This window comes from Nocardia puris (genome assembly GCF_036051655.1).
In the GTDB taxonomy this organism is placed as follows: Bacteria; Actinomycetota; Actinomycetes; order Mycobacteriales; family Mycobacteriaceae; genus Nocardia; species Nocardia puris.
Genome location: NZ_CP107943.1, coordinates 6,772,502 through 6,786,588, shown reverse-complemented (window position 1 = coordinate 6,786,588; position 14,087 = coordinate 6,772,502). Strand labels below are relative to the sequence as shown.

Below are 14,087 nucleotides of genomic sequence, written 5' to 3'. Positions count from 1 at the left end.
CTCCTCAGCGCTCGCCCGTGAGACGGCGGGCCAGCAGTTCCTTGGCCTGGCTCGCGCCCTTGCGGCTCTCGTGCTGGGCGCGTGCGAAGAACTCGGCGAGTTCGGTGTCGCCCGCGCGCTCGGCATCGCGCTGGTACACCTCCATGCGCAGCGCGTTGCTGAGGGAGGCTTCGGCGAACCAGATGAGGTCGTAGTCCTTGTCCTTGGTCCCGGTGATCTGCCCGGTCTCGGTCTCGGTGTGCATGGTGACCTCCTGTGGGAATCGGATTTCACCGACGCGCTACCCGGGGTGGAGGGCGACAAACAGGGTGCGGTGTTTGCGCCGCGCGGGCGCGGGCAGTGCGGCGGTATGCCCACCGAACATGACGACGAGGACCTGTTGAGTGCCACCGAGAGCCTCGACCCCGACGAACTGCGCGACGACGGCGAGGCGGTCGACCCGCCGTCGGAGTGGCGCGGTGCCGACGCGTTCGGCACCACCGCCCGCGAACAGCGCACCGGCGAGGACCTGGACAGCCGATTGGCCGAGGAGGAACCCGATGGCGCGCCACCGGACGCGCTCGGCGACCCGTTCGACGACCTCGCCGAGGACGATGCCGACCGTGCCCACGGCCGTTACCGCGGCCAGGTGAGCGGCGCGCCCGAGGACGGCGACCCGCTGTTCGGCGGGCAGAACCACCGGACGTAGCCGTACCGAGCGAACAACTTTCGAGGAGACCGTCATGGCAGCACGAAACGGCGACGCCAAGGACCGGCAGCTGGAGGACCATCGCCAGGACCGGGACCGCGGCGCACTCACCACCCAGCAGGGTGTGCGCGTGGATTCGACCGACGACTCGCTGACCGTGGGCGAGCGCGGCCCGACCCTGCTCGAGGATTTCCACGCCAGGGAGAAGATCACCCACTTCGACCACGAACGCATCCCCGAACGCGTTGTGCACGCCAGGGGCGCGGGCGCCTACGGTTGGTTCCGGCCCTACGACAGCTGGCTCGCCGACTACACCGTGGCCCGGTTCCTCACCGAACCCGATACGACCACACCGGTTTTCGTGCGCTTCTCCACCGTCGCCGGTTCACGCGGCTCCGCCGACACGGTGCGGGACGTGCGGGGATTCGCGACGAAGTTCTATACCGCGCAAGGCAATTACGACCTGGTCGGCAACAACTTCCCGGTGTTCTTCATCCAGGACGGCATCAAGTTCCCCGATTTCGTGCACGCGGTGAAGCCCGAGCCGCACAACGAGATACCGCAGGCGGCGTCGGCGCACGACACACTGTGGGATTTCGTCGCCGAGCAGCCGGAGACGCTGCACGCGATCCTGTGGCTGATGTCGGACCGAGCTCTCCCGCGCGGCTACCGGATGATGCAGGGTTTCGGCGTGCACACGTTCCGTCTGGTGAACGCCGAAGGCACGGGCACATTCGTGAAGTTCCATTGGAAGCCGGCGCTCGGCACGCATTCGCTGTTGTGGGACGAATGCCAGGAGATCGCCGGGCGCGACCCGGATTTCCATCGCCGCGATCTGTGGGACACCATCGAGGCGGGTGACTTTCCCCGCTGGGAGCTGGGCGTGCAGTTGGTACCCGAGGATCGCGAGTTCGATTTCGACTTCGACCTTCTCGACGCCACCAAGATCATTCCCGAGGAGCAGGTGCCGGTGCGCCCCGTCGGTGAACTCGTGCTCGACCGCAACCCGGACAACTTCTTCGCCGAGACCGAGCAGGTGGCCTTTCACACCGCGAACGTGGTGCCGGGTATCGACTTCACCGCCGATCCACTACTGCAGATGCGCAACTTCTCGTATCTGGACACGCAGTTGATCCGGCTCGGCGGGCCGAATTTCGCGCAGTTGCCGGTCAATCGGCCGGTGGCCGATGTGCGCAACCACCAGCAGGACGGCTACGGCCAGCACGCCATAGCGCGTGGCGAGGCGTTCTACACGAAGAACACCATCGCGGGCGGCTGCCCGGCACTGGCCGACGCCGATGTCTTCCGCCACTACACCCGCGCGGTCGACGGGCGGACGATCCGGCAGCGCAGCGCCTCCTTCCAGGAGCACTACCGCCAGCCGCGCATGTTCTGGCGCAGCATGTCCCCGCCGGAGGCCGACCACATCGTGGACGCGTTCGCGTTCGAGCTCGGCAAGGTGAACCGGGTCGAGATCCGCGAGCGGGTGCTCGAGCGGCTCTCCCACGTCGACGGTGTGTTGACGGCGCGGGTGGCCGCCCGGCTCGGCTTGCCGGAGCCACCCACCCGGGAACTGGACGACGCGCCGCTGTCGCCCGCGTTGTCGCAGCTCGCGGGCGCACCCGACGCGATCGCCACCCGCAAGGTCGCGGTACTGGCGGCCGACGGCGTGGACGGCGCGGGCATCGAGGCGCTGCGGGAGGGACTCGCGCAGCGCGGCGCGCAGGTGGAAGTGCTTGCGCCGCACGGCGGAACCCTTCGCGGTCGAGACGGAGCGGTACCGGTGGATCGCGCGCTGCCGACCATGGCGTCGGTGCTCTACGACGCGGTGGTGGTCGCGGGCGGTGCGGATTCGGCGCGGACCCTCACCGCCGACGGCGGCGCGGTCCGGTTCGCCGCGAGCGCGTATCGGCATCTCAAGCCGGTGGGCGCGATCGGTGTGGGACAGGACGTGCTGCGCGCCGCAGGTGTGTCGGTGGGCGTGTCGGGGGACGACACCGAGATCACCCCCGACGGCGTGATTGTGTCGGCCGAAGGCGGCGGGCACGTGTCCGATACGTTCGTGGACCGGCTGGCGGCCGCGCTGTCGGAACACCGGGTATGGGGCCGGTCGACCTGAGCCCGGCCTGCTCCGTGTAACGCCGCCGCGAAAGGGTAGGCCCGGGACGTGGACCAGTCACGAGCACCCCTGGTGGAAGCGCTGGCCGACTACCGCCGGCGCCGACGGTACGGCTTCACCCCGCCCGGCCACCGGCAGGGCCGAGGGGCGGACGAGCGCGTCCTGGACGTCATCGGGCGCGCGGCGTTCGCCTCCGACGTCCTGCTCTCGCCCGGTCTGGACGACCGGCTCGCGCGCGGCGGGTACCTTTCCGGCGCCGAGGAACTCATGGCCGCGGCAGTCGGCGCAGACCGCGCCTTCTTCTCCACCTGCGGCAGCTCGCTGTCGGTGAAGGCGGCCATGATGGCGGTCGCGGGCGGCCACGACGGCGGGCTGCTGGTGGCGCGCGACAGTCACAAATCCATCGTGGCCGGGCTGGTGTTCTCCGGCGTGCGGCCGCGCTGGATCGCGCCCCGCTGGGACGCCGAGCGCCATCTGTCCCATCCGCCATCGCCGGAACAGGTGCGCCGCGCCTGGGACGAGCATCCCGACGCGGCGGGCGCGCTGATCGTGAGTCCCAGCCCCTACGGCACCTGCGCCGATCTGCCCGCCCTCGCGGCGATCTGCCACGAGCGCGGCAAACCGCTCATCGTGGACGAGGCATGGGGCGCGCACCTGCCCTTCCACGAGGACCTGCCCACCTGGGCGATGGACGCGGGCGCCGACGTGTGCGTGGTCAGCGTGCACAAGATGGGCGCGGGGTTCGAACAGGGCTCGGTGTTCCACCTCGCGGGCGATCTGGTCGATCCCCGACGGCTCGGCGCGTGCGCCGACCTGCTCATGACGACCAGTCCGAACGTGCTGGTGTACACGGCGCTGGACGGATGGCGCAGGCAGATGGTCGAGCACGGCCACCGCCTGCTCGGCCACGCGCTCCGTATAGCCGAGCGCGCCAGGTCGGCGTTGGCAGGCGTCCCCGGCATCACCGTGATGGAGCGGGAACTCCTGGGCGCGCAGGCCTCGCACGACCTGGACCGATTGCAGGTGCTGATGGACGTGTCGGCCACGGGTTCCTCGGGGTACGCGGCCGCGGATTGGTTGCGCGAGCAGTGCGGTATCGACATGGGACTCAGCGACCATCGCCGCGTGCTGGCGACGTTCTCGATCGCCGATGACGCCGAGCGGGCCGACACGCTCGTCGAGGCGGTCCGCGCGTGGTCACAGCGCGCGCACGAGGACACCGCGCCGTCGATCCGCCTGCCCGCCCCGTCGGAGCTGGCGCTCGAGACCGCGATGCTGCCGCGCGACGCCTTCTTCGGACCGGTGGAGGCGGTGCCCGTCGGGTCCGCGGCGGGGCGGATCTGCGCCGAACAGCTCACGCCGTATCCGCCGGGCATCCCGGCCGCGATTCCCGGCGAGGTGCTCGACGCGGGAGTGCTCGATTACCTGCGCACCGGCGCGGCGGCCGGGATGAACATCCCCGACGCCGCCGACCCGTCCGTGCGCACGGTGCGGGTGGTGGCGCGATGACGCCGGAGGAAATGGCGAGACGGATCGCCGAGGCCGCCCGGGTGGGCGGGCACACCGTCGCCGTGGCCGAGTCGCTCACCTCGGGCAAGATCGCCGCCCGGTTGGGCGCGGCTCCCGATGCGGCGCAGTGGTTTCTGGGTGGTGTGGTGGCCTACGACCCCGGGGTGAAGCGGTCGGTCCTCGACGTGCCGGACGTGCCCGTGGTGTCGCGCGACTGCGCCGAAGCGATGGCGCAGGGTGTGCGCGGGCTCCTCGGCGCGACGGTCTCGGTGGCCGTCACCGGGGTCGGCGGGCCCGAGGATCGCGACGGCGAATCCGCCGGGTGCGTGTGGCTGGCCACCGCCTCCGACGACATGGTGATCGCGCACCGCCGCGACTTCGAGGGCGACCCCGAGTGGGTGCTGGCGCAGACGGTGGAGTGGGCGCTCGGCTACCTGCTCGACGCGCTGGACGATCCGCGCTGACCGCTCACGAGGGCTTGCGCCTGCGGGTGCGGTGGCTGGTGTCGCACAGCGGATAGGTCGTGGACCGTTTGCACAGGCACAGCGCGACGGTGAAACGGTCGCAGCGCAGCGTGCGCCCGTCGGCCGTCACCACCTCCACCGGGCCCTCGACGAGCGCGGGCCCGTCGGCGACGAAGGTGACGCGGCGCGGTTCACGGGCGGACGCGGTCACCGCGGATCACCACCAAGTCCTCGGTGTCGCGACCGGGCTCGAGCAACCCGGTGCGGCGCAACCAGTCCTGCCTGCCGCGCAGCACGGGACCGAACGGAATCGAATCCCGGTCCACTACAGCGGCTTTCAATCCCATGGTGCGCAGCGCGGTGACGGTCGACTCGCCGCACGCCAGCGCCGAGTGCACGATGAGCGCCACACCGCGCGGCCGCAACAGGCCCGGCAGCACCGCACACAGGCGGTCGAGCACCTCTCTGCCGTCGGGGCCGGCGTCCCAGGCGGCGTGGGGTCGCAGGCCGGGCGGGGCGGGCACGTACGGCGGGTTCGCCAGCACGAGATCGAAGGTGCGCCCGGCCAGCACGTCGGCGAAGTCACCGCGGCGGACCTCGGCGGGCACACCACCCAGCCGGCACGTCAGCCACGCCGACAGCGCCGCGGTCCGGGAGATGTCGACAGCCGTCACCCGCGCGGCTCCGGCGCGGGCGGCGGCCAGGGCCAGCGCGCCCGATCCGGTGAACAGGTCCAGCGCGTGCCCGCCGCGCGGCAGGCCCGCCCCGCGCAACGCCCGCGCCAGCAGGCGGGTGTCGCCCTGAGGGCGATAGACGCCGGGCAGGCGGACCACGGGGAACTCAGCCGACATGCTCGCCTCTCGGTCCGACGAGGGTGTCGCGCAACGAGGTTCGACCGGCGCGCCACGCCTCGAGCACGGCCGCGCCGAAGCGGTCCTCCAGCATCTCGGTGACCTGGATGCCGAACACCACGCTCGCCCGTTGCGCGGGTTCGCGGGCCAGCAGATCGCCGAGGACGTCGTGGCGCATCACCTGTTCGTGCACCGCGTCGGCCTCCACGTGCTCGCGGTAGAACAGCACGCACGCCGGGTCGGCGCCGAGGCGCGTGAGCGCGTCCACCATGTCGCGCGATCCGGGGGAGGAGGCGATCTCCACCGCCGCGACATGGCCCACCAGCGCGCCGCGGTGGGCGCGGTGCAGTCCGAACAGCGACATCATGTTCACCAGCGCCAGCATGGGCGCGGGCACCACGTCGAGGTAGCGCAGATAGCCCGGATCCAGTCCGGCGGCCGCCAGCAGATCGGCGTAGAGCTGGGCGTGCACGCGCTCGCCGCGCCCGCCGCCGAACTCGTCGTATTCGACGGCCACCAGCGACGCCTTGGCCTGGCCGCGCAGCCGGGGAATCACCCAGGCGTACGGATCGGCCTCCTTGTGGTGGTGCACGGAACGGTGCGTGAAGTATTCGAGGACCTGCCACCACTCGCCGTCGTCGCGCAGGAACCGCGTGGTGCCCACGGCCTCGGACGGGGTGAGCAGGGCGTCGAGTTCGGCGTCGAGATCGTCACCGCCCGCGACGCCGTCGCGCAACGTGCGCAGGAACTGGCGCTCCAGCCCCGCGCGCAGTCCGAGCAGCCGCTCGTCCCACTCCCAGCCGGGGTCCACACCGGCAAGGCCCTGGTAGTGCAGTTCGTAGCACGCGTGCAGGGTCAGCTGCGCGTCGTCGCCGAGCGGGTCGACGGTGCCGACCCGCGGGACGGGTGACCCGGGCGGGTCCTGCAACACGTCGAGCACGGACGCGGACAACTCGCCGCGGGGCACGGGGAGCGTGGACGCCGGGACACAACGGATCGTCATGCGGGACCTGCCTGGTCGAAGGGACGCGAGTGCCCTCGTGCTACCCGCGCCCGCCCTCCCGAAACCGGCGGTGGGGCCGGTTGCGACGGCGCCGCGTGGCTATAGCGGGGAGAGCAGGGGCGTGCGCGCCCACCTTTCGGACAGGAGGTCTCCACCATGCCGGAACTGAACGCCGTGGCGCTGGTCTGCACCTTGCGACCCTCGCCGGCCCCGTCGAGCAGCGACACTCTCGCCCGGCACGTCCTGGACGAACTCGCCGGGCACGGGGTGCGCGGCGAGGTGCTGCGCGTGGTCGATCACGACGTGCGACCGGGTGTGAGCGCCGACGAGGGCGACGGCGACGAATGGCCCGCTCTGCGCGAGCGCATCCTGGCCGCCGACGTGCTGCTCGTCGCCACCCCGACCTGGCTCGGGCACATGTCCTCGGTCGCGCAGCGCGTGCTGGAGCGGCTGGATGCCGAACTGTCCACCACCGACGACCAGGGCCGTCCGGTGCTGGTGGGCAAGGTGGCGATCGCGGCGGTCGTCGGCAACGAGGACGGCGCGCACAAGATCGTGGCCGACCTGTTCCAGGGGCTCGACGACATGGGCTACACCATTCCCGCCCAGGGCTGCACCTACTGGAACGACGAGGCCATGGGCGGGCGCGAATACCGCGAGCTCGACGAAGTGCCCGAGGCGGTCGCCACCACGACCCGCACGCTGGCCCGCAACGCGGCGCACCTGGCCGGCGCGCTACGCGCGAACGCCTACCCGGCCTACCGCTGAGCGCCGCACCCCATTCGACACACGAGGAGGCACGATCATGGGATTTCCCGCGCAACAGCAAGACGTTCCCGGCGTTCAGGGCCGGATGAGCCCCGTCCCGGACTGCGGCGAGCAGAGCTATCGGGGCTCGGGCAAACTGACCGGCAAGGCGGCGGTGATCACCGGCGCCGACAGCGGCATCGGCCGCGCGGTCGCCATCGCCTACGCGCGTGAGGGCGCGGATGTGCTGATCTCCTATCTCGACGAACACGACGACGCGAACGAGGTCGTCGCGCTGGTGGAGGCGGCGGGCCGCAAGGCGGTGCCGGTGCCCGGCGATCTGTCCGATCCGGCGCACTGCCGCGCCGTGATCGACCGCGCCGCGGCGGAATTCGGCCGGATCGACATCCTGGTGAGCAACGCCGCGTACCAGATGACCCACGAGACGCTGGAGGAGATCGGCGACGAGGAGTTCGACCACACGTTCAAGCTGAATATGGGCGCCTACTTCTACCTCGTCAAGGCGGCGCTGCCGCACATGCCCGAAGGCGCCTCGATCATCGGCAGCACCTCGGTGAACTCGGACATGCCCTCGCCCACGCTGGCGCCCTACGCGGCGACCAAGGCCGCCATCGCCAACTTCTCGGCCAGCCTGGCCCAGCTGCTGGGCCCGCGCGGGATCCGGGTCAACAGCGTCGCGCCGGGCCCGATCTGGACGCCGCTCATCCCGTCGACCATGCCCGAGGAGAAGGTCACCCGCTTCGGCGACGACACCCCGCTCGGACGCGCGGGCCAACCTGCCGAACTGGCGGGTGCCTACGTGTTGCTGGCCTCCGACGAAGGCAGCTACATCTCCGGCGCGCGCGTCGCGGTGACCGGTGGCCGCCCGATCCTGTGAGCGAAATAGCCCGCCGATTGCCCCCTCCCGCAACGGGTATGGCGATGATGTCCGCGATACGGAGCCGCCCGCGCATCGGCCCGTCAATGGCGACGGGTGTTCGCAACGGTGCGAACCACGCGATGCGACGGGGGGACCGAAACGCCGGTGTCGAGCGCCCTGCCTTCCGGAACGGAGTCGTCCGGAATGCGAACGGCGTGGCCGAAACGATCCGGTGAACGAATCCCGGCCCGCGAACGCTTTTCGCTTCCGGCTCGTCGCGGTACTCGATGAAGAGCGTCCCGTGCGAACGAACCCCGTGACCCGACCCGCGCGGGACGCTCCGACATCGAGGGAAGCGAGGACCACCATGGTGTTGGCGATTGCTGAACATCGACCGAAGGCCGGACGCGACAGCTACGACGACATCGAGCCGTGGCTGGCGAAACTGGCCGCGCTCGAACACGACGATCCCGCCCGCGCGACTCTGCGCGAGGACATCGTGCGCCGGTGCCTGCCGCTGGCCGACCACATCGCCCGCCGATTCACCGGCCGGGGCGAGCACTACGACGACCTGCATCAGATCGCCTCCGTCGGCCTCGTGCTGGCGGTCGATCGCTTCGACCCCGATCGAGGCTGCTCGTTCCTGGCCTTCGCGATCCCGACCATCATGGGCGAGGTTCGCAGGCACTTCCGCGACCACACCTGGGCCGTGCGCGTGCCGCGCCGAGTCAAGGAACTCCAGTTGACGATCGGCCCCACGGTGGAGGCCCTGTCCCAGCGCCTGGGGCGCACCCCGTCCGCCTACGAGATCGCCATCGAACTGGACGTGGATTTCGCCGAAGTCACCCAAGCGCTGCTGGCGGGCAACGCCTATCGCACCAATTCACTCGACACCGTGCCCCAAGATGACGACGCAGGCGCCTCCACCCCGGCGAGCCGCGTCATGGCCGCGCTGGGCACCGAGGACGCGCACTACGAACTCACCGAGGATGCCCTCGCTGTGCTGCCGCTGCTGGACGAGCTGCCCGAGCGCGAGCGCCACATCCTGTATGCGCGGTTCTTCCGCAACCGCACGCAGTCCCAGATCGCCGAGGAACTCGGCGTCTCCCAAATGCAGATTTCCCGCATCTTGTCGCGGACACTCACCGCTCTGCGCGACCGAGCACTGCGGGACTGAGCGCCACCGGAGCGCTTCGTGCCTTCGACGCGGGATCAGGCGGATTCGCGGAACTCCACCCCGACCGCCTCGCCCAGTTCGGTGCGGTGGCGCTCGAGGTCGGGGTGCTCGTCGCTGAGTTCTCCCATGAGATCGCCGAGCGCGTCGGCGATGGCGTTGAGTTTCTGCTGCACCGCCTCGTCCGACCGCGACCGGGTGTTCTGCAACAACGCCACCAGCAGGAACGTGATGATCGTCGTCGCGGTGTTGATCACCAACTGCCAGGTGTCCATGTTCGGCAGCACCAGGAACGACGGCGCCCACACCAGGACCAACAGCACACACAACACGAAGAACGTCGCTTTGGAGGTGATCCGGTCGGCGGAGCTGGCGAATCGATCGAACAGCGACGGTCCGTCGCCGACGTCGGAAGGCATTGTCCGGCCGGGGGCGCTCTCCCGATCCGGCGCACTCATGACGGCACCGGGAACCCGCGCGGCGTAAGCGCGGCAGCGCGGTGGATTCGGTGGTGCTGGGTCATGGCTCTCCTGTGGTCCGGGGGCCGATGTCGAGCGCCTACCCCGAGATTCCGTCCCGAAACCGGGATGGGCCGCGGTTTCCACCACGCGGCACCGGGTATCGGGTCGGCAACGGCGCACCGCCGGTGCGCTCGAGATGGTTGTTTCGTGTCTTGTCGAAGGAGGTTCGATGACCACCCAGGATGTGATCGCGCAACTGCGCCAGGACATCACGGCCGCGCGAGACGCCGGTGACGACGAGGCAGTCCGGCGATTGCGCGGCGAACTCGACATCGCCCTGCACGCCGCTGGAGTGGACCCGGATCAGCTGCCTCTGGAGGGTACGGGCACCGCGCCCCAGCCTCCGGACGCAGTCGAGGACGGCACGGCGTAGTGCCGTACCGGGTCACCACGCTGTCAGGTGGTGAGCGTGGTGTGAGGCGAACAGCCGTAGGCGCGGCGATACGCGCCCGCGAACCGGCCCGGATGGGCGAAACCCCACTCCCACGCGATCGAGGACACGGTCTGCCCCTCGCCCGGCATGGTGCGGCGAAGCTGTTCGTGCGCGCCGCGCAGCCGCAGCTCCCGCAGATACGCGGTGGGTGTGGTGTCGAGGTGGCGGCGGAACGCCAGCTGCAGTGCCCGAACAGTGACGTAGGCCGCGGCGGCGATGTCGACGACCGTGATGTCGTCGCGCACATGGCTGTCGATGTAGGCGAGAGCGCGCCGCAGCGCGTCGGGATGCGCGTCGTTGCGGTCGCTCGCCGAGGGTTCGAGCACCGCCGTATTCGGCAGCGCGTGCAGCACACTGGCCGCCAGATACTCACTCGCGGTCGACGCGATCAGCGGCTTCGTGCGCAGGTCGGGGTCGGTGGCGATGGTTCCGAGGTGGTCGATGGCCTTCCGCAGATGCGCACCCGCGGCCGGGGAGACGGGGCGGTGCCCCGTGAGCCGGACGGGCCCGCCGCCATGTGGCTCGTCGGCGGCCACTCGCGAGAGCAGCGCGGGATCGAACATGGTGATGGTGTAGTTCGCCCGGTGGATCACGCCGGAATACGGCAGATCCGGCGGGGTCAGCAATCCGACATCGCCGGGAAGGAAGAAGTCGGTCGTCCCGTCGACGTAGTTCTCCTCGATGGCGCCGGAGCCGACGGTGCACAGGCATATCCGCCCGAGCGGCGCGGCCCGGTAACGCATATCGAACCGGAGGTCGAGCTGGTCGAAACTGACCTCACCGAGCACATCGCGGGTGATGTGCGTATGCACCGCGGATTCGGAGACGTTGGCGATGCGCATCGTCGTGTAGTTGGCGTTGAGGAACTCTTCGGTGGCGCCGAGATTGTCACTGTCGAACGTCATGGAGTCCATGTCGACCTCCGAGCTTGGCAGATGGGGTGAGCCGGCGCGTTGCTCGGCCGGGACATCTCCGCGTGCTCGCTACCCATCTTGGCATGGCGTCCGCGTTCGCGACAGGGGTCGACGAACCGGTTTCGACGCCGCGGGCTCGGGTAGCCGACGCAAAGACCGCCCTGTACCGCCCCGCGATGCGTTGGAGGAGTGTTGGTGGATTCCGCCCGGAGCGATCTCCCGGCTCGCACGGGCTCGACCGTCGGCATCCGAGTCGCCGCTCAGCCCGGGCAGCTGATGATGCTGCGCGCGCTGACCGAGACCCTTGCGCTGGTGGCCGGTTTTCCCATCGACGGAGCGGTCGACATCCGCTTGGCCGTGGACGAGGCCGCCACCGCACTGGTGCTGGACGCGACGCCCGCGACATCCATCGATTGCGTGGTCGATTACGACGACACCCACGTGTTCGTCCAGGTGTCGGGCCTGTGCGCGTCCCGGAACGTCGTCGAGCGCGCGAGACTCGGCTGGCACGTGCTGCGCACCCTCACCACCTCGGTGACCTTCGACCGCGCGGACTACGACCCCGCGAGGGGCGGATACCCGATCACGGTGCGGTTCCTGTGGTCGCGAATCCGCACGGGAGGTCCGAACGGGTCGGAGGGACGGCGGCCACACTGACCGGCCGACGAGGACGTGCCCCGCGCGGACGGGCAGAGGAACGCGATGTCGCCGGTGTGCCCGAGGTCGTGAGCGGGATCGCTCACGACACCCGTGGCAGCCGGTGGCCACGGTCGCCGATCTCGTACACCGCGAAGGCGGTATCGATCACCGGCTGCGCCACATTGCGCACCGGCACCCCGCCCGGTGTGGTGCCGCGTTCGCAGCCGGCGTGCGCGTGCCCGTGCACGGCGAGGTCGGCTCCGGCCGTGTCGATCGCTTCGCCGAGCAGATACGACCCCAAGAACGGGAAGATCTCCGGCGGCTCGCCGCGCAAGGTATCGGGCACAGGGGAGTAGTGGGTGAGCGCCACGGTGACGTCGGCGTCGAGCGCCCCCAGCGCCGCCCCCAACTGTGCCGCGAGCTCGACCGTGTGTCCGGCGAATTCGCGCATCAGCCGCTCGCCGAACACGCTCGCGCACTTGCCCGCGAAACCGCCGCCGAAGCCCTTGGTGCCCGCGACGCCGAGCGTGCCGCCCGCGACCGTCACCGTGACACTCTCGCCCTCGAGCACGGTGACGCCGTGATCGGCGAGCAGCAGCGCGATCTCCTCCGGCACATCGCCGTGATGATCGTGGTTGCCCAGGACCGCGACCACCGGGACGCCGGCGTCGGCGAACTCCTTGGCCACCACCCGCGCCTCTGCGATCGTGCCGAGGCGGGTCAGGTCACCGGCGAGCAGCAGCACGTCGGCGCGGTCGGGCAGTGCGCGCAGCGCGGGCCGCAGCGTGCCCCGCGAATCTGTTCCCAGATGAATGTCGCCGACGGCGGCGATGCGCATCCGATCCTCCTCGCGTCGTGGGTGGAGCGGTGTCGTGGGTGGCGCTCAGGGCAGGCGTTCTTCGTGATCCGGGGCGCCGGCACCGGTGACCAGCACGTCGTTGCGGACCCGCGCCCGGGGCATCGCTTCGCGGACCTTCTCCTCCAGTCGCTCGCGGCGCACGGCGGTGGCGACCGCGCCGTCGAGCAGGACGGTGTCGCCGCGCAACCGGACCCGCACGCCGGGCTCGGCCACCTCGGGGTCCTCGGCCAGCAGCCGGTGCAGCTTCGCCGCCACGTATTGCGGTGGCGCGCCGGAGGATTCGGCACCGGTGTCGGCGATGCCGAGGTCGTCGATCAGTCCCAGGAAGGCCCGCGCGTAGGGCGAGTGCGCGGTGCGTTCGCGCACCTGCGGCCAGTGCACCTGTTCGCGCAGGGCGCGGGCGATCTGGAGCAGCGGGCTCAGGTCGAGGCGGTGATCGTCGCACACCAAGAGCTTGTCCACCAGCAGGTCGGTCCCCGTGACCACCGGCGCGGTGGTCGCGCCGACCCGCATCATCTCCGCGCGGGCCAGCAGTTGGCCGGTGACGTCGCGGTCGTTGGGGCGGTGCACGATATCGATGAGGATGTCGCCGTCGTAGGCCTTGGTGAGCCAGTCCTCGGCGGCGTCGGCCACCCGGAGCCCGGCCCGCGCGAGCGCGCTGCGCGCCCGTCCGCTGTCCTCGGGGCGCACGAACAGGTCGACGTCGTGGTCGGTTGCGGGCCCGCCGCGCGCCCAGACCGCGCAGCCGCCCGCGACGGCGAAGGGGATATCGCTGTGCGCCAGCGCATTCGCCGCCCGCGCCAGCGCGTGGAGGAGTCGGTCCATGGTGTCCATACATCGGCCCTACCCGGTGCGCGCGCCGTCAACCGGGCCGATCACACCACGACGATCAGCAACCCGATGGCCGTGGCGAAGAAGAGCGCGGCCAGCAGCACGGTGAGGGCGATCGCCGCGATGCCGGTGCGCGGAAAGCGGTGCCGGGTGGTGGGTTCGGGCGCGGACAGGCCCGAGGTCTGAGACGTCTCCGGCGGGGTGGCCCCGGGTGGCACGCCGCCGCCGGGTTCGAGATCGGGGATGCGCTCGGGGTCGGGATCCATGGCGGTCACGGGTATTTCACCTACTTCCCGTCGTTGCCGGGGACTTCGGGCGTCTCGCGGGGGCGCGCGGTGCGCTTGCGGTACAGCACTACCGCGGCGACGGCCACGGGAATGGCGAGGATGACGAGGAGTTCCATCACTGATCCGATCGGTCATATGGGGTTGGGCGGCACGGGATCACGCGAGGGG

The 14,087-nt window shown here is 70.7% G+C and carries 18 protein-coding genes; 9 read left to right on the top strand and 9 right to left on the bottom strand.

The features are described 5' to 3' along the window. Window positions 1-4: 4 nt before the first annotated feature. Window positions 5-244 carry a hypothetical protein gene (locus OHB21_RS31520; protein WP_067513592.1) on the bottom strand — a complete coding sequence of 80 codons (240 nt, stop codon included), beginning with the start codon at window positions 242-244 and terminating at the stop codon, window positions 5-7. On the opposite strand from OHB21_RS31520, the gene OHB21_RS31515 reads away from it, so the two are divergent. The 4 genes from OHB21_RS31515 to OHB21_RS31500 are packed head-to-tail and all read left to right on the top strand — an operon-like array spanning window position 239 to window position 4,780. Further along, entirely contained in the window at window positions 239-688 is a 450-nt protein-coding gene (locus OHB21_RS31515) for a hypothetical protein (protein WP_407675052.1), read from the top strand. The genes OHB21_RS31520 and OHB21_RS31515 overlap by 6 nt on opposite strands. Before the next feature lie 34 nt (window positions 689-722). After that, window positions 723-2,807 carry a catalase gene (locus OHB21_RS31510; RefSeq protein WP_067513594.1) on the top strand — a complete coding sequence of 695 codons (2,085 nt, stop codon included), beginning with the start codon at window positions 723-725 and terminating at the stop codon, window positions 2,805-2,807. Between the two features lie 48 nt (window positions 2,808-2,855). Further along, window positions 2,856-4,316 (top strand): aminotransferase class I/II-fold pyridoxal phosphate-dependent enzyme, encoded by a 1,461-nt coding sequence (locus tag OHB21_RS31505; protein ID WP_067513596.1) that lies wholly within the window; start codon window positions 2,856-2,858, stop codon window positions 4,314-4,316. Continuing rightward, window positions 4,313-4,780: a CinA family protein gene (locus OHB21_RS31500; RefSeq protein ID WP_195141950.1), complete on the top strand. Its 468-nt coding sequence runs from the start codon at window positions 4,313-4,315 to the stop codon at window positions 4,778-4,780. The genes OHB21_RS31505 and OHB21_RS31500 overlap by 4 nt, the downstream gene beginning before the upstream one ends. 4 nt (window positions 4,781-4,784) lie before the next feature. Here the strand turns inward: OHB21_RS31500 and OHB21_RS31495 are convergent, their stop codons facing one another. Genes OHB21_RS31495 through OHB21_RS31485 form a run of 3 tightly spaced genes read right to left on the bottom strand, consistent with a single transcriptional unit; the run spans window position 4,785 to window position 6,634 of the window. Next, window positions 4,785-4,991 (bottom strand): CDGSH iron-sulfur domain-containing protein, encoded by a 207-nt coding sequence (locus OHB21_RS31495; RefSeq protein WP_067513600.1) that lies wholly within the window; start codon window positions 4,989-4,991, stop codon window positions 4,785-4,787. Next, window positions 4,972-5,631 (bottom strand): HemK2/MTQ2 family protein methyltransferase, encoded by a 660-nt coding sequence (locus tag OHB21_RS31490; RefSeq protein WP_067513602.1) that lies wholly within the window; start codon window positions 5,629-5,631, stop codon window positions 4,972-4,974. Before OHB21_RS31490 ends, OHB21_RS31495 begins: the two co-directional genes overlap by 20 nt. Continuing rightward, entirely contained in the window at window positions 5,621-6,634 is a 1,014-nt protein-coding gene (locus tag OHB21_RS31485; protein WP_067513604.1) for an iron-containing redox enzyme family protein, read from the bottom strand. Before OHB21_RS31485 ends, OHB21_RS31490 begins: the two co-directional genes overlap by 11 nt. A 156-nt stretch (window positions 6,635-6,790) precedes the next feature. On the opposite strand from OHB21_RS31485, the gene OHB21_RS31480 reads away from it, so the two are divergent. The 3 genes from OHB21_RS31480 to OHB21_RS31470 all read left to right on the top strand — a co-directional run bounded on the left by OHB21_RS31480 (window position 6,791) and on the right by OHB21_RS31470 (window position 9,438). After that, the gene (locus OHB21_RS31480) at window positions 6,791-7,402 is read left to right on the top strand and encodes a flavodoxin family protein (protein WP_067513606.1); all 612 of its coding nucleotides are present in this window, start codon (window positions 6,791-6,793) and stop codon (window positions 7,400-7,402) included. A 37-nt stretch (window positions 7,403-7,439) separates the two neighbouring features. After that, window positions 7,440-8,279 carry an SDR family oxidoreductase gene (locus tag OHB21_RS31475; RefSeq protein WP_067513608.1) on the top strand — a complete coding sequence of 280 codons (840 nt, stop codon included), beginning with the start codon at window positions 7,440-7,442 and terminating at the stop codon, window positions 8,277-8,279. A 349-nt stretch (window positions 8,280-8,628) separates the two neighbouring features. Further along, a complete protein-coding gene (locus OHB21_RS31470; RefSeq protein WP_067513611.1) occupies window positions 8,629-9,438 on the top strand; it encodes a SigB/SigF/SigG family RNA polymerase sigma factor in 810 nt (269 codons plus the stop codon). A 35-nt stretch (window positions 9,439-9,473) separates the two neighbouring features. Here the strand turns inward: OHB21_RS31470 and OHB21_RS31465 are convergent, their stop codons facing one another. Further along, complete coding sequence (locus OHB21_RS31465; RefSeq protein ID WP_067513613.1) at window positions 9,474-9,893, bottom strand: low affinity iron permease family protein; 420 nt, start codon at window positions 9,891-9,893, stop codon at window positions 9,474-9,476. 232 nt (window positions 9,894-10,125) lie between these two features. Between OHB21_RS31465 and OHB21_RS31460 the strand changes: the two genes are divergently transcribed. After that, window positions 10,126-10,329, top strand: a complete 204-nt coding sequence (locus tag OHB21_RS31460) for a hypothetical protein (RefSeq protein WP_067513615.1) — start codon at window positions 10,126-10,128, stop codon at window positions 10,327-10,329. A 23-nt stretch (window positions 10,330-10,352) separates the two neighbouring features. Here OHB21_RS31460 and OHB21_RS31455 read toward each other — a convergent pair whose 3' ends face one another. Further along, window positions 10,353-11,303, bottom strand: coding sequence for a helix-turn-helix transcriptional regulator (locus OHB21_RS31455; RefSeq protein ID WP_067513617.1), 951 nt, complete (start codon window positions 11,301-11,303; stop codon window positions 10,353-10,355). 195 nt (window positions 11,304-11,498) lie between these two features. Here OHB21_RS31455 and OHB21_RS31450 point away from each other — a divergent pair, with 195 nt between their 5' ends. Next, window positions 11,499-11,960: a hypothetical protein gene (locus tag OHB21_RS31450; RefSeq protein ID WP_067513645.1), complete on the top strand. Its 462-nt coding sequence runs from the start codon at window positions 11,499-11,501 to the stop codon at window positions 11,958-11,960. A gap of 82 nt (window positions 11,961-12,042) precedes the next feature. Here the strand turns inward: OHB21_RS31450 and OHB21_RS31445 are convergent, their stop codons facing one another. From OHB21_RS31445 to OHB21_RS31435, 3 genes are read right to left on the bottom strand one after another with little or no spacing between them, the layout of a single operon-like run. After that, window positions 12,043-12,780: a metallophosphoesterase family protein gene (locus tag OHB21_RS31445; RefSeq protein WP_067513619.1), complete on the bottom strand. Its 738-nt coding sequence runs from the start codon at window positions 12,778-12,780 to the stop codon at window positions 12,043-12,045. 45 nt (window positions 12,781-12,825) lie between these two features. Then, complete coding sequence (locus OHB21_RS31440) at window positions 12,826-13,635, bottom strand: nucleotidyltransferase family protein (RefSeq protein WP_067513620.1); 810 nt, start codon at window positions 13,633-13,635, stop codon at window positions 12,826-12,828. Window positions 13,636-13,676: 41 nt separating this feature from the next. After that, the gene (locus OHB21_RS31435; RefSeq protein ID WP_067513646.1) at window positions 13,677-13,898 is read right to left on the bottom strand and encodes a DUF6480 family protein; all 222 of its coding nucleotides are present in this window, start codon (window positions 13,896-13,898) and stop codon (window positions 13,677-13,679) included. Between the last annotated feature and the right edge of the window lie 189 nt (window positions 13,899-14,087).